This is a genomic window from Candidatus Defluviilinea gracilis (assembly GCA_016716235.1).
GTDB classification, from domain to species: Bacteria; Chloroflexota; Anaerolineae; order Anaerolineales; family Villigracilaceae; genus Defluviilinea; species Defluviilinea gracilis.
Genome location: JADJWS010000001.1, coordinates 2236831 through 2256493, shown reverse-complemented (window position 1 = coordinate 2256493; position 19663 = coordinate 2236831). Strand labels below are relative to the sequence as shown.

23 protein-coding genes are annotated in these 19663 nt (G+C 52.9%); 18 read left to right on the top strand and 5 right to left on the bottom strand.

Features of this window, described 5'->3' with window-relative positions; translation table 11 throughout:
- Positions 1–14: 14 nt before the first annotated feature.
- From IPM31_10575 to IPM31_10560, 4 genes are all read right to left on the bottom strand, one after another.
- Positions 15–929, bottom strand: coding sequence for a hypothetical protein (locus IPM31_10575; GenBank protein ID MBK9007425.1), 915 nt, complete (start codon positions 927–929; stop codon positions 15–17).
- Positions 908–2092: a hypothetical protein gene (locus tag IPM31_10570; GenBank protein ID MBK9007424.1), complete on the bottom strand. Its 1185-nt coding sequence runs from the start codon at positions 2090–2092 to the stop codon at positions 908–910. Before IPM31_10570 ends, IPM31_10575 begins: the two co-directional genes overlap by 22 nt.
- 112 nt (positions 2093–2204) lie before the next feature.
- Complete coding sequence (locus IPM31_10565; GenBank protein ID MBK9007423.1) at positions 2205–3413, bottom strand: thiolase family protein; 1209 nt, start codon at positions 3411–3413, stop codon at positions 2205–2207.
- Between the two features lie 132 nt (positions 3414–3545).
- Entirely contained in the window at positions 3546–3782 is a 237-nt protein-coding gene (locus IPM31_10560; GenBank protein MBK9007422.1) for a hypothetical protein, read from the bottom strand.
- 112 nt (positions 3783–3894) lie between these two features.
- Here IPM31_10560 and sthA point away from each other — a divergent pair, with 112 nt between their 5' ends.
- From sthA to IPM31_10475, 17 genes are all read left to right on the top strand, one after another.
- Positions 3895–5301 (top strand): Si-specific NAD(P)(+) transhydrogenase, encoded by a 1407-nt coding sequence (gene sthA, locus IPM31_10555; protein MBK9007421.1) that lies wholly within the window; start codon positions 3895–3897, stop codon positions 5299–5301.
- Between the two features lie 28 nt (positions 5302–5329).
- A complete protein-coding gene (locus IPM31_10550; protein MBK9007420.1) occupies positions 5330–5608 on the top strand; it encodes a type II toxin-antitoxin system HicB family antitoxin in 279 nt (92 codons plus the stop codon).
- Positions 5601–5822 carry a type II toxin-antitoxin system HicA family toxin gene (locus IPM31_10545; GenBank protein MBK9007419.1) on the top strand — a complete coding sequence of 74 codons (222 nt, stop codon included), beginning with the start codon at positions 5601–5603 and terminating at the stop codon, positions 5820–5822. The genes IPM31_10550 and IPM31_10545 overlap by 8 nt, the downstream gene beginning before the upstream one ends.
- 90 nt (positions 5823–5912) lie before the next feature.
- On the top strand, positions 5913–7937 hold the full coding sequence (locus IPM31_10540) for a cation:proton antiporter (protein ID MBK9007418.1): 2025 nt from the start codon (positions 5913–5915) through the stop codon (positions 7935–7937).
- Positions 7934–8749: an aldo/keto reductase gene (locus tag IPM31_10535; protein ID MBK9007417.1), complete on the top strand. Its 816-nt coding sequence runs from the start codon at positions 7934–7936 to the stop codon at positions 8747–8749. Before IPM31_10540 ends, IPM31_10535 begins: the two co-directional genes overlap by 4 nt.
- Before the next feature lie 80 nt (positions 8750–8829).
- Positions 8830–9135, top strand: a complete 306-nt coding sequence (locus IPM31_10530) for an ATP-dependent Clp protease adaptor ClpS (GenBank protein ID MBK9007416.1) — start codon at positions 8830–8832, stop codon at positions 9133–9135.
- A gap of 94 nt (positions 9136–9229) precedes the next feature.
- The gene (locus IPM31_10525) at positions 9230–10114 is read left to right on the top strand and encodes a hypothetical protein (GenBank protein ID MBK9007415.1); all 885 of its coding nucleotides are present in this window, start codon (positions 9230–9232) and stop codon (positions 10112–10114) included.
- Positions 10115–10200: 86 nt separating this feature from the next.
- Positions 10201–11175 (top strand): flippase-like domain-containing protein, encoded by a 975-nt coding sequence (locus tag IPM31_10520; protein MBK9007414.1) that lies wholly within the window; start codon positions 10201–10203, stop codon positions 11173–11175.
- Between the two features lie 140 nt (positions 11176–11315).
- Entirely contained in the window at positions 11316–11660 is a 345-nt protein-coding gene (locus IPM31_10515) for a hypothetical protein (GenBank protein MBK9007413.1), read from the top strand.
- A 66-nt stretch (positions 11661–11726) separates the two neighbouring features.
- Positions 11727–12761, top strand: a complete 1035-nt coding sequence (locus IPM31_10510; protein MBK9007412.1) for a zinc-binding alcohol dehydrogenase — start codon at positions 11727–11729, stop codon at positions 12759–12761.
- Positions 12758–13114: a hypothetical protein gene (locus IPM31_10505; protein ID MBK9007411.1), complete on the top strand. Its 357-nt coding sequence runs from the start codon at positions 12758–12760 to the stop codon at positions 13112–13114. Before IPM31_10510 ends, IPM31_10505 begins: the two co-directional genes overlap by 4 nt.
- Positions 13115–13128: 14 nt before the next feature.
- A complete protein-coding gene (locus IPM31_10500) occupies positions 13129–13812 on the top strand; it encodes a 2-phosphosulfolactate phosphatase (GenBank protein MBK9007410.1) in 684 nt (227 codons plus the stop codon).
- A gap of 10 nt (positions 13813–13822) precedes the next feature.
- Complete coding sequence (locus IPM31_10495; GenBank protein ID MBK9007409.1) at positions 13823–14200, top strand: 6-carboxytetrahydropterin synthase; 378 nt, start codon at positions 13823–13825, stop codon at positions 14198–14200.
- Between the two features lie 104 nt (positions 14201–14304).
- Positions 14305–15384: a glycosyltransferase family 4 protein gene (locus IPM31_10490; GenBank protein MBK9007408.1), complete on the top strand. Its 1080-nt coding sequence runs from the start codon at positions 14305–14307 to the stop codon at positions 15382–15384.
- 139 nt (positions 15385–15523) lie between these two features.
- Entirely contained in the window at positions 15524–16759 is a 1236-nt protein-coding gene (locus IPM31_10485; GenBank protein ID MBK9007407.1) for an MFS transporter, read from the top strand.
- Positions 16760–16851: 92 nt separating this feature from the next.
- Positions 16852–17235 carry a hypothetical protein gene (locus tag IPM31_10480; GenBank protein MBK9007406.1) on the top strand — a complete coding sequence of 128 codons (384 nt, stop codon included), beginning with the start codon at positions 16852–16854 and terminating at the stop codon, positions 17233–17235.
- 20 nt (positions 17236–17255) lie between these two features.
- Entirely contained in the window at positions 17256–18059 is an 804-nt protein-coding gene (locus tag IPM31_10475; GenBank protein MBK9007405.1) for a hypothetical protein, read from the top strand.
- A gap of 18 nt (positions 18060–18077) precedes the next feature.
- Here the strand turns inward: IPM31_10475 and IPM31_10470 are convergent, their stop codons facing one another.
- Complete coding sequence (locus IPM31_10470) at positions 18078–18569, bottom strand: peptidylprolyl isomerase (GenBank protein ID MBK9007404.1); 492 nt, start codon at positions 18567–18569, stop codon at positions 18078–18080.
- Between the two features lie 193 nt (positions 18570–18762).
- On the opposite strand from IPM31_10470, the gene IPM31_10465 reads away from it, so the two are divergent.
- Positions 18763–19647, top strand: a complete 885-nt coding sequence (locus IPM31_10465) for a hypothetical protein (GenBank protein MBK9007403.1) — start codon at positions 18763–18765, stop codon at positions 19645–19647.
- Positions 19648–19663: the final 16 nt, after the last annotated feature.

The window sequence follows — 19663 nt, the reverse complement described above, 5'->3', positions numbered from 1 at the left end:
ATTTTGCGCTACGTCTATTTTACAACCAATTCAACTGAATCCATCGCAAGCAATGAACCGTCTTTCGCGCTGATGTCTTGAATCTCGATGCGGACAACCGAACCCGACAACAACCCGCCGATGTTGACCATGGTTTCGAATGTGCCGGGCGCGCCGAGGTCTGTCGGCGTTACGGTGAACGAGCCTGCGGAAAGTTCCACGCCGCCCACATCGTAGATTCGATAGGCAAACGTGTTTTCAAACGGAGCAATCGCAAAACTACCTTTCACCTGAACCGAGCTGAATGCATCCGCTCCATTCAACGGCGAGTCAATGGTGATCGTCCGCGGTCTCCCATCGGGCGTAAAAGTGACGTAATCGCTGATTTGCAATTGATCGTCGATCAGTTGATAATGCCGTTCGTTTTGCAACGTGGGGCAACAAAACGGATCTTCTGAAGCGTGCGTGACGGCGCGCAGAAAAATTTCCCCGTTTTCAATGGACAGCGCATTAATGGCGGGTCTGTCATCCACAAGCGTGGAGGTTAGAAACATAGGTTCGCCGTTCGCAATGGAATAGACCGCGATGAAGACGAAGTTGCCTGTGCCGCCGTAATTTTCAACCACCGTGACCGCAATTTCATCCACGCCATCACCGGTCAAGTCGCCGCGCGCGGAATGATCCATCAAAGTCGCGGAAGCATACTCCGGACCGCCGGGCGGGCTTGACTCGTATTTTCCATTGGTGAATTGCACAATTCGCAACGAGTCGGGCAAGCCGAGTTGATAGTTGGCGTTGCGAATCTGCGCGGCGTAATCGGGCGCGGAGGTGGGCGTCGAAGTGGGAGGAACCGCCGACGCGGTCGGGGCAGGCGTCCCTGCGGGAGAGACGGGAGTACATCCAATTAAAAAGAGGAGAAGGAATGCGATCAGGGAATGACGGGAAACCATGTGGCGCCTCCATCGTCGGTGCGATATAGCGAAGTATGATTGGTATCTGAGTTTGATGAAATGACGTAGCCGATGTTCGTTGTGACAAAATCCATGCCCGAAAACGAATCGCCGAATTTGATGTCGGGCGGGATGATGCTCCATGTTCTTGCCGCGTCATGCGTGACGTAAAACTGTTCGCGGTTATACACGATCATTTCTCCATCCGACAAAAAATCCGCATCGCCGCCGCCAGGGATCAACGTTGGCGTGAGCGACCACGTGTCGCCGCCATCATTTGAAACGTAGATAACGAGGTTGCTTGAATCGGATAACGCTCGCATTTTTAGAAACACAACATTCGCTGAGACCACCGACATTTGCTCGATTCCCACCTCGGCATTCTCCGCGCCTGTTGGCAACGGCAGGGTGACGTTCGACCACGTTGCGCCGCCATCGTCGGTGCGGAAAATATATGGCGTGCCGGGCGCGTAGATTACGCCATAGATCCATGCGGTTTGCATGTCGAGCGGAACGAGTCCGCCTTTGAGTCCGCCAAGCGGAAGGGATTCGCTTGCGTCCGCTTGATTCGGGTCGTTGATGAATTTCTGCGTCCACGTCGCGCCGCCGTCGGTGGTTTGATAGACGGCGACCGCGTTCGAGCCTGCGCCAACGCCGAGGTCTGCCAATGCCCAGCCGTTATTGGGATCGAGGAATGAAATGTGAGCGCCGCTATATGGCGTATCGATTTCGCTCCAAGTGACTCCGCCATCGGTCGTGCGATATTGAAACCCTGCGAATGGATAATTCGCATTATCGGCTAGTTGCAGCCACACATGGTCGTTGTCCATGATGAACCAGTCCACACTGTAGCCAGCCTCGCTCATTTCGGGCGGCGTGACGTCGTACCATGTGATGCCGCCATCGTTCGTGCGGACGATCTGAGTCTTGGTCACGCCCCAACCGTCGCGCGGATTGAGAAATTCGATCTTGATCAACTCCGGCGATTGTACGAGCGGAGCATTGATCTCCGCAGGCGCGGGAGTGGCGGGAATTGCAGTGGCAATTTCGGGCAGTGACGTAGCAGGCTCTGCCAATGCTTCAGGAGTGGACACAGGCGCGTTGCAAGCCGCCAAGAGGAAAAGAAGAGAGAGGAGAGGGATTAGGGAAATTGTTCGTTTCATGGTTATTTATCTGATCTCAAATTATACGGAATGCGGACTTCAGAATAAATGCGGAGCGCGGACTTGAGTCCGCCTTATGCCAAAAGCGGACTGAAGTCCGCGCTCCGATAATCTATAAAGCCTCGATGATCGTCGCTTCGCCTTGACCAACACCGACGCAAAGCGTAGCGAGTCCGTATTTGACATTGCCGCGCAATTTCATTTCATGCGCGAGAGTTGCGATGAGCCGCGCGCCGGAACACCCAAGCGGATGCCCAATTGCAATTGCGCCGCCGTTGACGTTGACGATCTCAGGGTCGAGTTCCAAGTCTTCCATCACGGCGAGCGATTGAACGGCGAAGGCTTCGTTGAGTTCGACAAGCCCGATGTCTTTCATTTGCAAGCCTGCGCGTCCCAAAACTTTTCTTGTCGCAGGGATCGGTCCATATCCCATCACACGCGGTGGGACTCCAGCCACAGCCGAAGCGACGATTCGCGCAAGCGGTTTGAGATTCAATGCGTTGGCTTTTTCTTCACTCATCATCAAGATTGCCGCCGCGCCGTCATTGAGTCCAGACGAATTTCCCGCGGTGACAGTTCCACCCTCTTTGGCGAACGCGGGTTTGAGTCTCGCCAATGATTCCATCGTCGTGTCGCGGCGCGGGCGTTCATCAACCGAGATGAGTTTGGCGTCTCCTTTTTTTTGAGGGACAAGAATTGGGAGAATTTCTTTTTCGAATCTTCCCGAATCAATCGCCGCGACAGCGCGTTGATGACTCAACAATGAAAACGCATCCTGCTTTTCGCGCGTGATGTGCGGACGTTCCTGCGCGATGTTCTCGGCGGTCTCGCCCATCGAGTGCGTGCCGTGCGCTTCTTTCATTTTTGGATTCGGATATCGCCAGCCAAGCGCGGTGTCCCAGGCGGTGAGATTGCCGAACGAGAATCCCGCTTCCGCTTTTGGAACTGAATACGGCGCGCGACTCATCGATTCGACTCCGCCCGCGATGAAGACCTCACCCTCCCCAGCCTTGATCGCCCGCGCCGCTTGGTTCACCGCGTTCAACCCCGACGCGCACAAGCGGTTCACCGTCACGCCTGCCACGTCCACGGGAAGACCCGCCAGCAAAGCGGACATCCGCGCGATGTTGCGGTTATCTTCGCCCGCTTGATTCGCGCACCCGAGGATCACTTCTTCCACCAGCGCGGGGTCGAGGCTGGAGCGTTGAATCACTTCACGGATAACAGAAGCCGCCATATCGTCGGGGCGAAGCGGGGAGAGAATCCCGCCCAAGGCTCCGATCGGCGTGCGGATCGCGTCTATGATGACGGCAGAAGTCATGTAATTCTCCAAAATCTTTCGTCACTCTATCTTGCAAAAGAACTTGTAGGGCGGGTTTGTAACCCGCCATGCATAAAATCCAAGCGAGCGTCAGGCTAAAAGCCTGACCTACAACCGACTCATGCAAGCGGTCTAATCAAATAGTTCCGAAATCGGAATCCTCAGCCCATCCATCCACGCGTATATCACGATGCCCAGAACTGCGACGTAAAAAAGAATGAACAGCCAGTAGATGATCGGCGCTCGCTTGCGCGTGATGGAGCCGAAAAAGCGCAAGGGGATTTCTCCTGAACGCAACTGGTAGACGATAAACCCGCCAAGGATGAACGCAACGATCCACATCGTATCTATTGAAAGTAAAAAGTCCATTAGCCTGTCTCCGACATGAATTATACACGCACATCATAACGCGGCATTCGTCTTTAAATTCGCGCTCAACGCGACTATAATTCACGCAATCAAGTTCTACACAGAGGTCAGCATGGCAGACTATGATTATGATTTGCTCGTGATCGGTTCGGGACCTGCGGGTCAACGCGCGGCGATCCAGGCGGCGAAGTTGAATAAGCGCGTCGTGGTCGTCGAACGCAAAACGATATTGGGCGGGGTCTGTATCAACACGGGGACGATTCCCAGCAAAACATTGCGCGAGGCAGTCCTGCATCTTTCGGGGTATCGCGAACATAGTTTGTACGGCGCGTCGTATGCGGTGAAGCAAAACATTACGATGGCGGATCTGTTGTATCGCACTGATCACGTGATCCAGCATGAACTGGATATTGTGCGGCATCAACTGCAACGCAACCGCGTCGAATTGATCGCCGCCGAAGCCTCATTTTTGGACGAGCATACGATTCGACTCAAGTCGGTGGACCAACACGGCTGGCGCGATGTGACCGCCGCCAACACGATCATCGCGACGGGGACGACTGCCACACGTAGCGAACACATCCCCTTCGACGGGAAGCGCATCTTCATCAGCGACGACTTGCTCCAGTTGGATCATCTGCCGCGCACGCTGGCAGTAGTCGGCGCGGGCGTGATCGGACTCGAATACGCGTGCATCTTCGCCGCGCTCGGCGTGCGCGTCACGGTGATTGACAAGCGCCGCCGCTTGCTCCCTTTTGTGGATGCGGAGATCATGGAGTCGTTGACGTATCACCTCAACCAACAGCGCGCGATCTTCAGACTGGGCGAAGAGGTCAATGATATTCAACCCATCAACGACGAACAAGGCGAACGGGTGAAGATCACGCTCGCCAGCGGAAAACAGATCGTCACCGAGATGGCTCTTTACAGCATCGGGCGGACAGGCGCGACAAAGTCGCTCGGCGCGGATACGCTGGGAATCGAAATGGACGAACGCGGCTTGATCAAAGTGAACGAGAAGTATCAGACGAAAGCGCCGAACATTTTCGCCGTCGGCGACGTGATCGGGTTCCCCTCGCTCGCGTCCACTTCGATGGAACAGGGACGACTCGCCGCATGTCATGCGTTTGGCATCTCGACCCAAAGCGCGCCCGATCTTTTCCCGTATGGCATTTACACCATCCCTGAAATTTCAACCGTCGGCAAGAACGAAGAAGAGCTGACCGAAGCGGGCATCCCCTACGAAGTTGGCAAGGCGCAATACCGCGAGATCGCCCGCGGACAGATCATCGGCGACCAGACCGGTTTGCTCAAGTTGATCTTCCACCTCGAAACGCACGAACTGCTCGGTGTGCACATCATCGGCGAAGGCGCAAGCGAACTCGTGCACATCGGTCAGGCTGTCATGGCGTTCAAAGGCAAAGTGGAATACTTCATCAACACCGTGTTCAACTATCCCACACTGGCAGAATGTTATAAGACCGCCGCGTTCGATGGGATCAATCGGCTGGGGGCGTGAGGGTGTATAATTTTCACAGGAGCGACCTATGGAAATGTTTGTATTTACTGGCTTAATTTGGAAAGAAGACGATGCCTTCTCTGCGCTTTGCCCTGAACTAGACGTCGCATCTCAAGGAAAAACGCAACAGGAAGCGCGAAACACCTTGCTCGAAGCCGCATCACTTCACCTTGAAGGTTCATTTGAAGACGGACTTCCATATTTACGTCCCGTGCCTGCGGCGGATGATCCGCGCAACTCGTTACCTGCCGACGATCTGGAGGTTTTCAAATTCAAAGTCGATGTAGCCATTAAGGCGTATGCCTAAACTTCCTGTTCTAAAGCCTCGCCAGGTTCTTTCTGCGCTTGAAAAAGCGGGCTTTCGTCAAGTACGACAAAAAGGAAGTCACATTCAATTCAAGCGGGGAAATTTACTCGTAACTGTACCAAATCACCCCGGGGATATAAACCCGCAAGTACTTCGCTCCATTATGAGACAGAGTCAACTAACTGCAGAAGAGTTTATTGAGCTGTTGAAGTAACTTCATCCCGCCTCGTCAGGCGGGATTTTTATTAGGTACAATTGGAAAGATGTCTAAACGAGAGCTAACTTAATAGAATTTGGAGGAACGATGCACGAAGTACCCTTGCTCATCAACATCGTCGTTGCATTGGTGGTCGCATTCATCGGCGGGATCATCGCGCGGCGCGTGGGTCTGCCCACCATTGTGGGGTATTTACTCGCGGGCATTGTCATCGGTCCGTTCACACCGGGATTTGTGGGAGATACAGCGACCATCAGCCAACTGGCAGAGTTAGGCGTCATCTTCCTGATGTTCGGGGTGGGATTGCACTTTTCTTTCAGCGATCTGTGGAAGGTACGTTCGGTTGCAGTCCCGGGGGCAATAGGAAGAATGATCGTCGTCACCTTGCTGGGATTCGGGTTCAGTCAACTCAACGGGTGGACTGTCACATCAGGGATCGTAGTCGGCTTGGCAATTTCAATCGCCAGCACGGTCATCCTCTTACGAAGTCTCACGGACAACGGACTCTTGAACACGCCTCATGGTCAAGCCGCCATCGGCTGGGTTATCGTGGAAGACTTGGCAACCGTTTTGATCCTCGTGCTGATGCCAACATTAGCCAACACGTCAGGCAGGTTTGATTGGATGCAAGTGGGTCTCACCCTACTAAAGGCGGCGGGGTTTGTGATTCTGGTCATGTTCGCAGGGACGAGACTCATCCCTTGGATACTACTGCGAGTCGCGCATACGCGTTCGCGCGAATTATTCATTCTGGCTGTTCTGGCGATCGCGCTCGGCATCGCGCTCGGAGCGGCGGAATTGTTCGGGGTCTCGCTGGCATTGGGCGCATTCGTCGCAGGCGTGGTCGTTAACGAATCGCCTCTCAGCCATCAAGTCGGCGCGGACGTTCTTCCATTTCAGGAAGCCTTTGCCGTTCTATTTTTTGTTTCCATCGGGATGCTGGTAAACCCCGATTACATTTTCAATCACCTTGGCATCATTCTGTTATTCAGCGCATTGATCGTCCTTGGTAAGGCGTTGGTAACGCTGATCATGGGCTTTGTCCTTCCATGGCCTGGCCGCACGACGTTGGTGTTAGCCGCCGCATTAAGCCAGATCGGCGAGTTCTCGTTCATTCTGGGGCAGGAAGGCATGTCGCTTGGGTTGATCGACCGCGACCAATACTCGTTGATCCTCGCAGGCTCGCTTGTTTCCATCACGATCAATCCGCTTATATATCGTTTGATTCAACCCGCAGAGACGTGGTTCAAAAAGATTCCAATGTTGTGGCGCATCTTAGATCGTCATGCGCCCATCCCCGCCGCGCCAGACGAAACGATCAAGGATCATGTTGTCATCGTCGGATATGGACGAGTCGGGAGTCACATCGTACACCTGCTCGTGAAAATGTCTGTGCCGCATCTCGTGATCGACTCCGACCCCGACCACATCGAGCAACTCAACCAAAAAAGGATTTTGAATCTGTACGGCGACGCCTCCAATTCGGAAGTCCTCACCCACGCGCATTTGGAAAACGCGCGCGCGCTGGTCGTCGCCAGCCACGATGAATCCGCGAACGAATTGGTCGTTGCGGCGGCGCGCGATCTATCGAGTAATCTGCCCATCATCGCGCGCGCCACCACGGAGGCGGGCATCAATCAACTGGCGCAACTCGGCGCGCAAGATGTGATTCACCCCGAACTCGAAGGCGGATTGGAAATTGTTCGGCACACCCTTCTCAAATTAGATTTTCCCGTCACAGAGATCATCCGCTACATGGATGCCGTCCGCCGCGATCATTATGATACGCAAATCAACACGCAAGACGAACATCGCCTCTTGCATGACCTCATCAACGCCAGCGGCAATATCGAAGTGACGTGGTTCAGTCTCAATGTGGAAAATCCGCTCGTGGGCAGAACCCTGCAGGATGCAAACCTGCGCGCGCTCACTGGCGCGTCGGTCGTTGCGATCATGCGCAAGGGACAGCTGATCGCCAATCCCAAATCGTTTACCACCTTCGAGGCAGATGACCGCGTCGGCTTCATCGGCGACAGCGAACAGATCGAAGCCACCGAACGCTTGCTCGCCAAATCCGATTCAGAGAATGACGGGGTAGAATGGGAAACATGAAATACGAATCTCTGCACGGACTCTCGATTCCCAAAATTGGATTCGGCGCATGGAGCATCGGCGGAGATTCAACGCCGAATCGCTCGCTCGACTCAAAATCGTTGACCGCGCTTCGCTCCGCCCTTGAGGTTGGCTACACCCACTTCGACACCGCCGAAATGTACGCGGGCGGGCACAGCGAAGAATTGATCGGCGAAGCAGTTCGCAGGTCGGGGAAGAAACGCGAAGAGATATTCATCACATCTAAAGTAACGGAGAGTCATCTTCAATACGATGATGTATTATCCGCCTGTGAAAATTCCCTGCGCCGACTCAACATGGATTACATTGACCTGTATCTCATCCACTGGCCTGGGACTGGCACACAATACGAAGAGACGTTCCGCGCCTTGAACAAACTCGCGCGCGATGGAAAAGTAAAACATCTCGGCGTGAGCAACTTCGATCTGAAACTGCTCAAACAAGCGCAGTCGCTTTCTGAAACGCCGATCATTACGAACCAAGTCCCATTCAGTATTTCGGATCGTTCGTATGTGAAGAACGGCATGTTGGACTATTGCCAACAAAATGACATCATCCTCACCGCCTACTCGCCTGTAGACCAGGGCAAGCTACGCTCGAACAAAACACTGGAAGCGATCGCCAAGGCGCACAACGCAAGCATCTTTCAAATCGCGCTGGCGTGGGTCATCTCGCATCCGCGCGTCATCGCCATCCCCATGTCGTTCAACCCGCAACACATCCAAGAAAACTTTGACGCGGCGGAGATTGAGTTGACGAAAGAAGAAATTGACGCGCTAAAGAAAAAATGAAAGATGACAATGGAAAATAGAAAGTGGAAAGTTGAAAGATTAATTCCTTCGTGCTCCTTCGTGTCCTTCGTGGTAAAAAAATGAATTTCCAAACCCTCCCCGAAATCGAAATCCTCGAAGACTCCGAAACCGCCCTCGAGCCGCTCTATAAAGTCCTCATCCATAACGACAACGTCACACCGATGGATTTTGTCGTGCATATCCTCAAGACCGTCTTCTACCTCGGCGTTGACCGCGCCTCCGAAATTATGATGACCGCGCACATCAACGGCAACGCGTATGTGCAGACGCTGGCAAAGTCCGAAGCCGAGAAGCGGATCGACAAAGCGCATTTCGAATCGAACAATGCAGGCTATCCCCTGAACTTCACCATGGAGCGCGAATGAGACAACGGGCGACAACCAATTACAAATTACCAATTACCGATCACTGCTCACTGATCACTGCTAACTGATCACTCGTATCCCGCAACTCTCCCTCATGCCATCCCAACTCGACACCGTCACACAGATCAATCTCGATGACATCGCCTCCTCTTTCGGTTTGCGAAGCGGCACGTTGCCTGCGCGATTCGTTCAAAAGGTTTTTTTCAACCATGCGCAAACCTTCGCGCGTCAAATGGTGGAGTTCGACACGGTCACAGGCAAACGCGGATTACCCGAAGGCGCGCGCGCTGTCTTGCGACGTCACTTCGACGATGTGCGCGTCCACGGCGCGGACCTCATCCCTGCTTCGGGCTTTCTGGCATTGTCCAACCATCCAGGCTTGGCAGATTCAGTTGCAACCTTTGCCGCGTTGAACCGACCCGACTTAAAAATCATCGCCTTGCAACGTCCATTCCTCGAAGCGTTGACGAACGTTTCAAAACAACTCTTTTATGTGACCGATGACCCGTCGTCAAGAATGACGCTTGTGCGACAAGTCAGCACTTTTCTGCGGAATGGCGGCGCGGTGTTAACTTATCCCGCAGGACACATCGAGCCTGATCCCGATTTCCATTCCGACGCGGCAGAGTCGCTTCAACAATGGACGGACAGCGTCGGCGTCTTTTTGCGCATGAGTCCCGAGACTCCGATCTTGCCGATACTCGTCCGCGGCGTGGTGTGGAAGAAAGCCATAACCCATCCGCTTACAAGGATCAGAAAAACTCGTATGGAGCGCGAAGCCCTCGCCGCCGCATTTCAAGTCTTCATGATGATGCGCGGCAAGATCACAGATGTCCGCGTTCGCGTGCAAATTGGAAATCCCATTTACGCAAAGCAACTTGGGACAACAGAAACCAATGTGATTCATCAAGCCGTATTGACAGAGATGAAGCGATTAATTGAGAATCCGCCTGAAGGTGAAGGAGTTTCTGTACTTTGACACCTCCCTCACCCCTAACCCCTCTCCCAGCGGGAGATGGGGATTCTGATGCCGTAAGTCCCCTCTCCCAGCGGGAGAGGGCTAGGGTGAGGGCGAAATTCCTTCGCGTCTTCGCGATTTACTCGATCCTACTCATCCTCCTCTACCTCGCCCTCCGCAACGCACCCTTCGCCGAAATTTGGAATGCGCTCAAAAATCTGCAACTCTGGCAAATCGGAACGATCCTGTTCGTCAACGCGTTCGTCATCGTCTGCATAACCGCGCGCTGGTGGATCATCGTCCGCGCCGAGAATCCGTCCATGCCGTTTTTGCCGATGATTCGATACCGCCTGTCGGTGTTTGGGTTGAGTTACTTCACATTCGGTCCGCAGGTGGGAGGCGAACCACTGCAAGTCATTTACCTGCAACGCAATCATGGAATCACGCTTGCGCGCGCCACGTCCGCGGTGATCATGGACAAACTGATCGAGTTCCTTGTCAACTTTGTGCTGATCGGCATTGGTACATGGGCGATCGTCAGGCTGGGATTAATTTCAGGAAACGGAATCAGGCTGGCCCTGAGTCTGATCGGGCTGGGAGTGTTGCTGACGTTGCCGCTGGCGTACACCATCCTGCTGTTCAACAAAATCCGCCCCATCGCAAAGATACTTCACAGCAAATCATTTATCCAGAAAAAAAGTAAAGCGACGCGGCTGATCGTCGTGGCTGAACAAATGGCTTCGATCTTTAGCAGGAAACACGCGCGCGCAATGGCTCTCGCAATCACCGTATCATTGGCGGGGATCGCGGGCATAGCAACCGAATATTATTTGATGGTGGCGTTTCTCGGAATGAACATCAGCGCGGTTCAAATTTTTGCCGCGCTGACCGCCATGCAGATCGCGTTCCTCATGCCGTTGCCTGGGGGCTTGGGCGCGTTGGAAGCGAGTCAAGTGTTCGCGCTCGGCGCGTTCGGACAACCCGCCTCTGCCGCGATCAGCCTCACGTTACTCATGCGCGCGCGCGACATTCTGAACGGCGGCATTGGTTTGCTTCTGGCAGGGCGCGGCATTGCAAAGTAAAATGCTTGTACCAAAACCGCCCCGCAGGTTTTCATGTAAAACTCCAATTCGATAAACCAATCCTGCGGGACGTTCTGCGCAAGAAAAGTAAAATAAAGTTCAGCAGACGCATCTATTCAGCAAACCAAAAGGAGTTAACCATGAACCTTGATTGGAAAAAGATCGGCATCATTCTCACGAACCTTGCCACCGCTTTTTTGCATTTATCGTTGTATCCGCAAATGGGAGCCGACCCCATCGTGATGAACGGCGCGGGTTACCTCGGTTTGCTTGCCGCCTATTTCGCCCCGATGGAGATGTTCCAAAAGAATCACAAAACAATGTGGTGGGCTATGTTCGGGTACTGCGCGCTCACGATCGTGTTATGGGTCATCATGGGCGACAAAAATTTTGTCGCTGGCACATCCAGCGCAACAGGCTATTACGCCAAAGCCGCAGAAATTCTTTTGATGGCATTCCTCTGGGCTGATAAATCAAAATCATGAAAACATCCTTGCGAGGGTTGAGAACCTTCGCAAGGAAAAACACAAGCCCTGATGTAAAATTGGGGGATGAAACGAAAGACCGTCTACTTCACCGCGCCGCGACAGGTGGAACTCCGCGAGGAGCCTCTGCCTGCCCTCGGCGCGGAGGATGTTTTGGTCGAAACCATTTGCTCCTCGATCAGCGCGGGCACCGAGATGCTGGTCTATCGCGGGCAATTCCCTCACCTCAGCGATTCGCGCGATACCTTAAGCAGTGATTTATGCTTTCCCCTCGCGTTCGGTTACGCGTGTGTTGGCACGATCAAAGACATAGGCAAACAAGCGGATAAATCGTTACGCGATAAACTTGTTTTTGGATTTGCTCCGCACACCTCGGCATTTATCTGTCATCCGTCAACCTTGATCTTCGCCCCCGCTTCTCTCCACGCCGAAGCCTGTTCCTTCCTCCCCAACATGGAAACCGCCGTGAACCTGATCCACGACGCGGCTCCGATTCTCGGTGAGCGCGTTTTAGTTTTAGGGCAAGGAGTCGTCGGCTTGCTCGTTGCATCCTTGCTCAAAGAATTTCCACTTGATCAATTAGTCTCCTCTGATTGTTACGATTTGCGAAGAAAAGCCTCGCGCGAAATCGGCGTGGACGATTCGTTTGATTCAGATAAATTGAAAGATGGTAATTCAAACAAAATAGATAAATCTCCCCGAAAACCCCAATCTGCCTACGCGCAGACCTTCGATCTCACTTTTGAACTAACAGGTTCCCCATCCGCGCTGGATGATGCCATTGCAATGACCGCCTTCAGCGGACGAATCGTCATCGGCTCATGGTATGGAGAGAAACGCGCGGAGGTTGACCTCGGCGGCGCGTTCCATCGTTCACGCATCAAACTTATTTCATCGCAAGTCAGCACCATCGCTCCAGAGTTGAGCGGACGCTGGGATAAGGCGCGCAGGTTCAACGTCGCGTGGGAAGCGTTGAGGCGAATCCAACCGCAGAAGTGGATCACGCATCGCTTTCCGATTGACAAAGCCGCTGAAGCATATCGTCTGCTGGATGAACATCCGCAGAAGACAATTCAAGTTTTGCTTGAATACACTAAATGAAAATCCTTATCGGCGCAATTTTCACCTTCATGATGGTTGTTGGGGTATTTCTATTTTACATTGGGAGCAAAGGCTATAGATTCCCCACAACCATTCGAGAACGATGGGCACGTTCGCTTAAGCTTGGTTTTGCTATCCCTCTCCTCATGTATGGTGGTTTTTATTTCTATGATTTACTTACTCGATCTAAATCGATCATTGAAAATCAAATCGAGATGATTCTTGTTATGGTGCCAGTAGGGGGCATAATTTCTACAATCGGGCTATTTCTTAGCCTAACCAGCCATGAATTGCGAAGAAAATTAGAGAAGAGCACAAAGAGCAAGAAAGACAACCCAGACAATTTCCTTTAACAAAATCAAACACCATGAAATTTCACTACACCAACCTGGATACCTGCCACGAAGCGACGGGAGTCGTTGTGGTCATTGACGTGATCCGCGCGTTCACAAATGCGGCCTTCGTGTTTCATCGCGGCGCAAAAGAGATCTATCCCGTCAGCGGCGTGGAGGAGGCGTTACAGCTCAAGGCGCAGATCCCCAATTCACTCGCGTGCGGCGAAGTGGGCGGACTCCCGCTTGAGGGGTTCGACTTCGGCAACTCCCCCACTCAAACGAACGCGCTTGATTTAAGCGGAAAAATTATTGTCCAACGCACGGGCGCTGGGACGCAGGGAATCGCTCGCAGTGTGAAAGCCAGCAAAATAGTTGCCGCAAGTTTCGTTGTCGCGCGCCAGACCGCGATGTATTTGCAAAAACTTTCGCCTGATTCAGTCACCTTTGTGGTCACAGGTCAAACATACGATGGCGGTGAAGAAGACCTGGCGTGCGCGGAATATCTGGAGGCGTTGTTGAGGGGTCATACGCCTGACCCAACTCCATTTCTGGAACGCGTGCGAAACTCGAACGATGCAAAAATATTTAATAACCCTCTACGACCCGAATTCCCAGAGATCGACCTTGTCCATTGCACCAGTTTGGATAAGTTCGATTTTGCCATGCCTGTCATCAAAGAGAACGGACATCACATCATGCGTGCGGTGAAGTCTTGATCGGAGGAGAATGTACACCCTGGGAGTAAAACGAAATTTCATCGCAAGGCATTTTCTCATCGGTGGAGATTGGGGACCCGAGAATTTCCCGAACTCGCATCATTACGTTCTTGAACTGCAACTTGAAGGGAAGGAATTAGATCAGCACGGCTATCTCGTTGACATTGTGGATGTTGAGAAACACCTTGACGAAGTCATTGGTCAATACAAGGAACAGATGTTGAATGATTGTCCCGCCTTTGATGGACTGAACCCATCCATCGAGCATTTCGCGCGGATATTGGCAATGTCGTTGAGTGAACGCATCACAGCAAAAAGCATCTCCGCGGTGAAGGTTGTGTTGTGGGAGAACGAGTCCGCGTGGGCGGCGTATCGAGTGGAACGCTAGGCATGTCATGCTGAGGAGCGACGAAGCATCTCTTACACCGCATCAGAGACTCTTCGCGAAGTTTATCCTGAGTTTATCGAAGGGCTCAGAGTGACATACCAATTATGAAGATCGGATTTGTTATTTACGGCTCCTTAGAAACAGTCAGCGGCGGGTATTTGTATGACCGCAAGCTGGTGGAATATCTTCGAGCGCAAGGGGATCAAGTTGAGATCATTTCCCTGCCCTGGCGGAATTACGCGTCACATTTGACGGATAATTTTCCATTTCGACTTCCGCCCAACCTGGATATTCTGATTCAAGATGAACTCAACCACCCATCGTTGATCGCGGCGAACGCAGGGAAACATCCCTACCCCATCGTTTCTCTTGTCCACCACTTGCGATGCTCTGAGTTGAGACCCGCATGGCAGAATTGGCTTTATCGGATCGTTGAAAAGAAATACCTGCAAAGCGTAGACGGGTTTATTTTCAATTCAAAGACCACAGAAAGAGTAGTTAGTCGATTATTAGATAATAGTAAACCATCGGTCGTTGCGTATCCGCCGACGGACAGGTTTGGGGATGGGATTTCGGAAAAAGAAATTATCGAACGCGCGAAAAGTGACGAGTTACGAATTCTGTTTCTTGGGAATGTGATTTATCGAAAGGGACTTCATATTTTGCTCGAAGCAGTCAAAGGTCGAAGGTCGAAGGTCGGGGTGGACGTGGTTGGAGGACTAACCGCTGAACCAAAATATGCCGAGGAAATGAAAAAGTTTGTCATGGTCAACGGTCTATCGTCCATTGTCACATTTCACGGCACATTAGATAACGAACCCCTCATCGAAAAGCTCAAGCAGGCGCATGTGCTGGTCGTGCCTTCGAGTTACGAGGGATTTGGGATCGTCTATCTCGAGGGGATGTGCTTCGGTCTGCCCGCGATCGGGTCAACGGCTGGCGCGGCGGGAGAGATCATCGCGCATGGCGAGAATGGATATTTGATCGAGCCGAATGATGCGGAAACGCTGGCAAATCACTTGAGCGAATTGGCGAGAAATAGAGAATTATTGGCGAGATTGTCATTGCATGCGGTGAAAAGGCACAGGTCACAGCCAAGATGGGAGGAGATGGGAAAGATTGTTAGAGAATTTCTATATCGGATGGCTGGTGTTTCGTCCCCGCGCTCCGCTCAGCGTGGGTGAGTAGAGAATCACCCAAATTACAAAATAATGACGAACAGCTGTAAAACAGGACTGAACAGTAAACTCCCCGAAAAAGCGATTATCATTATCCAAGTCCGCAGGCGGGAAAGATTCCCGACGCCTGAAAAACAGGTCACTCATGCTCAACAGCGTCAAAAAGACATATAACGGGTTTCCCTCTCTTTTTTGGGTCGTTGTCTTTACTTCGTTCATTGATTCCATCGGCAGTACGCTACTCTTCCCCTTCTTCGCGCTCTACATTACAGAAAAATTCGGCGTCGGCATGACCCAAGCGGGGATCCTCATCGGCATGTCGTCACTCGCGGGAATTATCGGCTCCACCATCGGCGGCGCCCTGACAGACCGCTTCGGCCGCCGCAGATTGATCCTCTTCGGCTTGATCTTCAGCGCGGTGAGCAGTCTCTCTTTTGGGTTGGCAAACAACATCAACCTGCTCTACTTCCTTGTCATCCTTGTCGGCTTGCTCTCCCGCGTCGCCGCGCCCGCCCAAGACGCGATGATGGCAGATATCCTGCCGGAAAATAAACGCCAGGAAGGGTTCGGGATCACGCGCGTCGTCTTCAATTTTTCGTGGATCATCGGCACCGCGCTCGGCGGGTTGCTTGCTGAAAAATCCTTTTTTGCCCTCTTCGTTACCGACGCGGTCCTCAGTAGTCTCGTCGCGCTCATCCTATATTTCAAACTGCCCGAAACCCAGCCCGCGCATCACAAAGAAGCAAAGAAAAACGAATCGTTGAAAAAAACCTTCGCCGATTATCGGATCGTCCTGCGCGATGCGGGCTATATCTCGTTCACGGTGGCGGGCATCCTTTCCCTGCTGGTGTACCAACAGCAATATAGCTCCCTGCCCGTCTATTTGCGCGACACGCACGGGATCGCCCCGAAAATTTACGGCGCCATGTTATCCATCACCGGGCTTGAAGTGGTACTACTTCAGTTTTGGGTTAGCCGAAAAATACGAAAATTCACACCCTTTCTCACCATGACCGCCGGCGTGCTCTTCTTCATGGCAGGCTTCACGATGATTGGGCTCATCCGTTCCGTTCCGCTGTTTCTCGCCGCTGTAATCATCATCACCATCGGCGAAATGATCGTCTTCCCCACCAACCGGGTAATCGCCACCGGCTTCGCCCCCGAAGATATGCGCGGACGGTACATGGCAATCTATGATCTCGGTTGGACCCTGCCAGCCACCATCGGGCCCGCCGCGGCAGGTTTGATCCTCGATCACTACAACCCGCACTTACTTTGGTATCTCGGCGGGGCGCTCTGCGCGCTTTCCGCATTTTGGTATTACCTTCTTCATTTGAAATTGGGGGCTGAGCCTCGCTTCCAACCATCCAACGACGAGTAACCGGTCAACTTTCAAGTCTTTGAGAGCCTCCATAGAGTCTTTGAGAGCCTCACGCGCCTATGCTGGGAGAAACTTCAACCCGGAGGCGTCTCATGAAAACCATATCCCTGTTTCTCGCGTTGATCAATTCCATCGTGGCTGGATTGTTACTCGCCCTCACCCTCTCCAATTCAGGAATCCGAGCAAATGAGATTCCATGGATGACAGCAAAAATTGTTGCGGGAACAAGCGTCATCCTCATCGGCTTACTCACATGGGTTGCATGCGCCCGCCCCATCGCGCCGGGCATACTTCCCATCGCCGGGCTATGTCTCGTCATCCTCGGCACCGCCACCCTCGTGTGGACCTTCCAACGCGGACTCTTCACTAACAATATGGAATACTCCATGGTTTTCTTCGGCGGTAGTCTCCTCGTTCAAGGCATGGCATCCCTGCTCGGTTTTGCCAATGACTCGAGAAGCATGGCGGCAACATAACAATTGGGTACAATGCGAGGATGAACATCAAAGCATTCTCCCTCCTCTGCCTCATTCTGACCTCCTCCTGCGCGCCGAATCCATCGGGACAAACCGCCTCCCCCTCCCTTACAGTTGCGAACACACCCCCGGCAATTCCCGCAACCTCAACCGCCACCGCTCTACCCATATCCACTGACACACCGCGACCCACCGATACCCCCCTGCCAACACCTACGCCCACACAAACGCCGCCCCCCACCGTGGAAAATCTATCCGCTAAAGTGATCGCGGACAAGTTGAGTTGCCGCTACGGTCCCGGCGCTGAATACCTCTATCTATTCGCGTTCAACGCCTCCACGAAAGTCAAATTAATCGGGCGGACAGACGCCAACAATTGGGTCTGGGTGGCAAACAAAGACCAAAACAACCGGGATAATAATTGCTGGGTAAACGCAAAATTCCTTGAAATTCAAGGCGACCCGGGACAACTGCCCATTGTGTACCCCGGCTTGAAATTGCCGGTCTCGCCATATTATCCCGGCCCAGCATGGGCAACCGCCGAACGCAAGGAGGATGGCAAGGTTGTCATTTCGTGGGAGCCGGTACCCATCAGCCCGGGGAAATACGAAGACGCGAACATGCAACAATATCTTATCGAAGTATGGCGATGTGAAAGTGGACAAATCATCTTCGAAACGCTGGGCTCCAATTTCCCCTTCATCACCGTGGAGGTGGATGAGCCGGGGTGCGGCATCCCTTCGCATGGACGCGTGTTCGTGCAGGAAAAACACGGCTATGGCGGACCTGTTGAAATCCCCTGGCCCCCGGCGAATGCGCCTTAGGCTAATTACCGACCAAACTCAGTGATGATGATGCCCCTCTTCGTGGACGTGCCCATGCGCCAGTTCCTCTTCGTTCGGCTCGCGCAACTTGACAATTTTCACGTAAAAGTGCAATACATCTCCCGCCAGGGGGTGATTGAAATTTAGCGTCACCATATCGCCATCGATGCGGTCAACACGCGCCATGCGGACATTGTCTTCGTTATCGCGCACTGTTAACTCTGACCCCTCCTCGAATTTCATGTCTTTGGGGAATTGATCGCGCGGCACATCCATGAACGCGCTCTCATCGAATTCGCCGTACCCATCCACCGGCTGAACGACCACTTTTTTGCTGTCGCCGATCTTCATCCCCATCATTTCATCTTCGAGCCCGGGGATGATGTTCCCATACCCGACCAAGAACTGCAACGGGCCTTGTCCATCCGAGCTATCCAACAACTCGCCATCCACATGCAGGGTGTAATCCATCGACACCACCACGCCATCCTGTACCGAATCAATGCTCATGTTAAGTTCCTTTCTTGAAGTGCGTTGATTGTATCAGCGGGAGAGAAACATGTACACTCGGAATCAGATGAGTATGTAAACACGTAGACAGGTAGAACCGTGCAAGCAGATGCGCAGAAATCCGTATCTCATATCTCATATCTCGTACTCTCCTGTCTTGCGCCTTGTCCCCTTCATCCCTTACAATTCCCCTATGCAGCACGACATCTGCCTGCCGTGGTATTGGGAATATGATATTGACTTTGTTCAACTTGTCGAAAAAGCCTGTAAAGAACAGGGGCTGACGCTCTGGCAGGTCACGCCAGACAACTTACTCGAATCGGTCAACGCGCTGTACAAAGGCGAACACACCTTCCACACGTTGCTAGACCGCTCACAAGGCGAGGACCGCTTCCTCCCGATCAACAATTGGGCAAAAGAACACGGCAAAAAACGGATCAACCCCGCCGAACTGTCTCTTTGGTCCGAAGACAAAGCCACAATGCACCTCGAACTCATCACAGCGGGCGTCATCACGCCTCACACAATACTGCTTCCTCCTTTTCTTGAACAACCCATCCTTCCCGAACTGGACCTGAACCCGCTCGGATCTCAATTCGTGATCAAACCCTCCAACGAGGGAGGCGGCGAAGGAGTTGTTCTGGGCGCTTTCTCCCTCGAGCAGGTGTTGCGCGCGCGCATGCAATTCCCCAAACAGAAATACCTGCTTCAAGCCACAATCATTCCCCGCACCATTCAGGGACGCCCCGCCTGGTTCCGAGTTTTCTATGCGGCGGGAAAAACCCATCCCTGCTGGTGGCACCCGTTCACGCACGTGTATGCCGAGGTTACAACGGCAGAGGAACATCGATATGGACTCGCCCCGCTACGCCACATCACCCAGACGATCGCTTCACTCTGCCGTTTAGATTGGTTCACCACCGAGATCGCTCTCACACTTGAAGATTTTGTCGCTGTGGATTATGTCAACGACCAGATCGATACCCGCATCCAATCGAAAGCGGTGGATGGCGCGCCAGACGAAATTATGCAGGATGTGGCAAGGCAGTTAGTTGGGCTGGCGAAGGCAACTCAATGAACGGATTCATACGCGC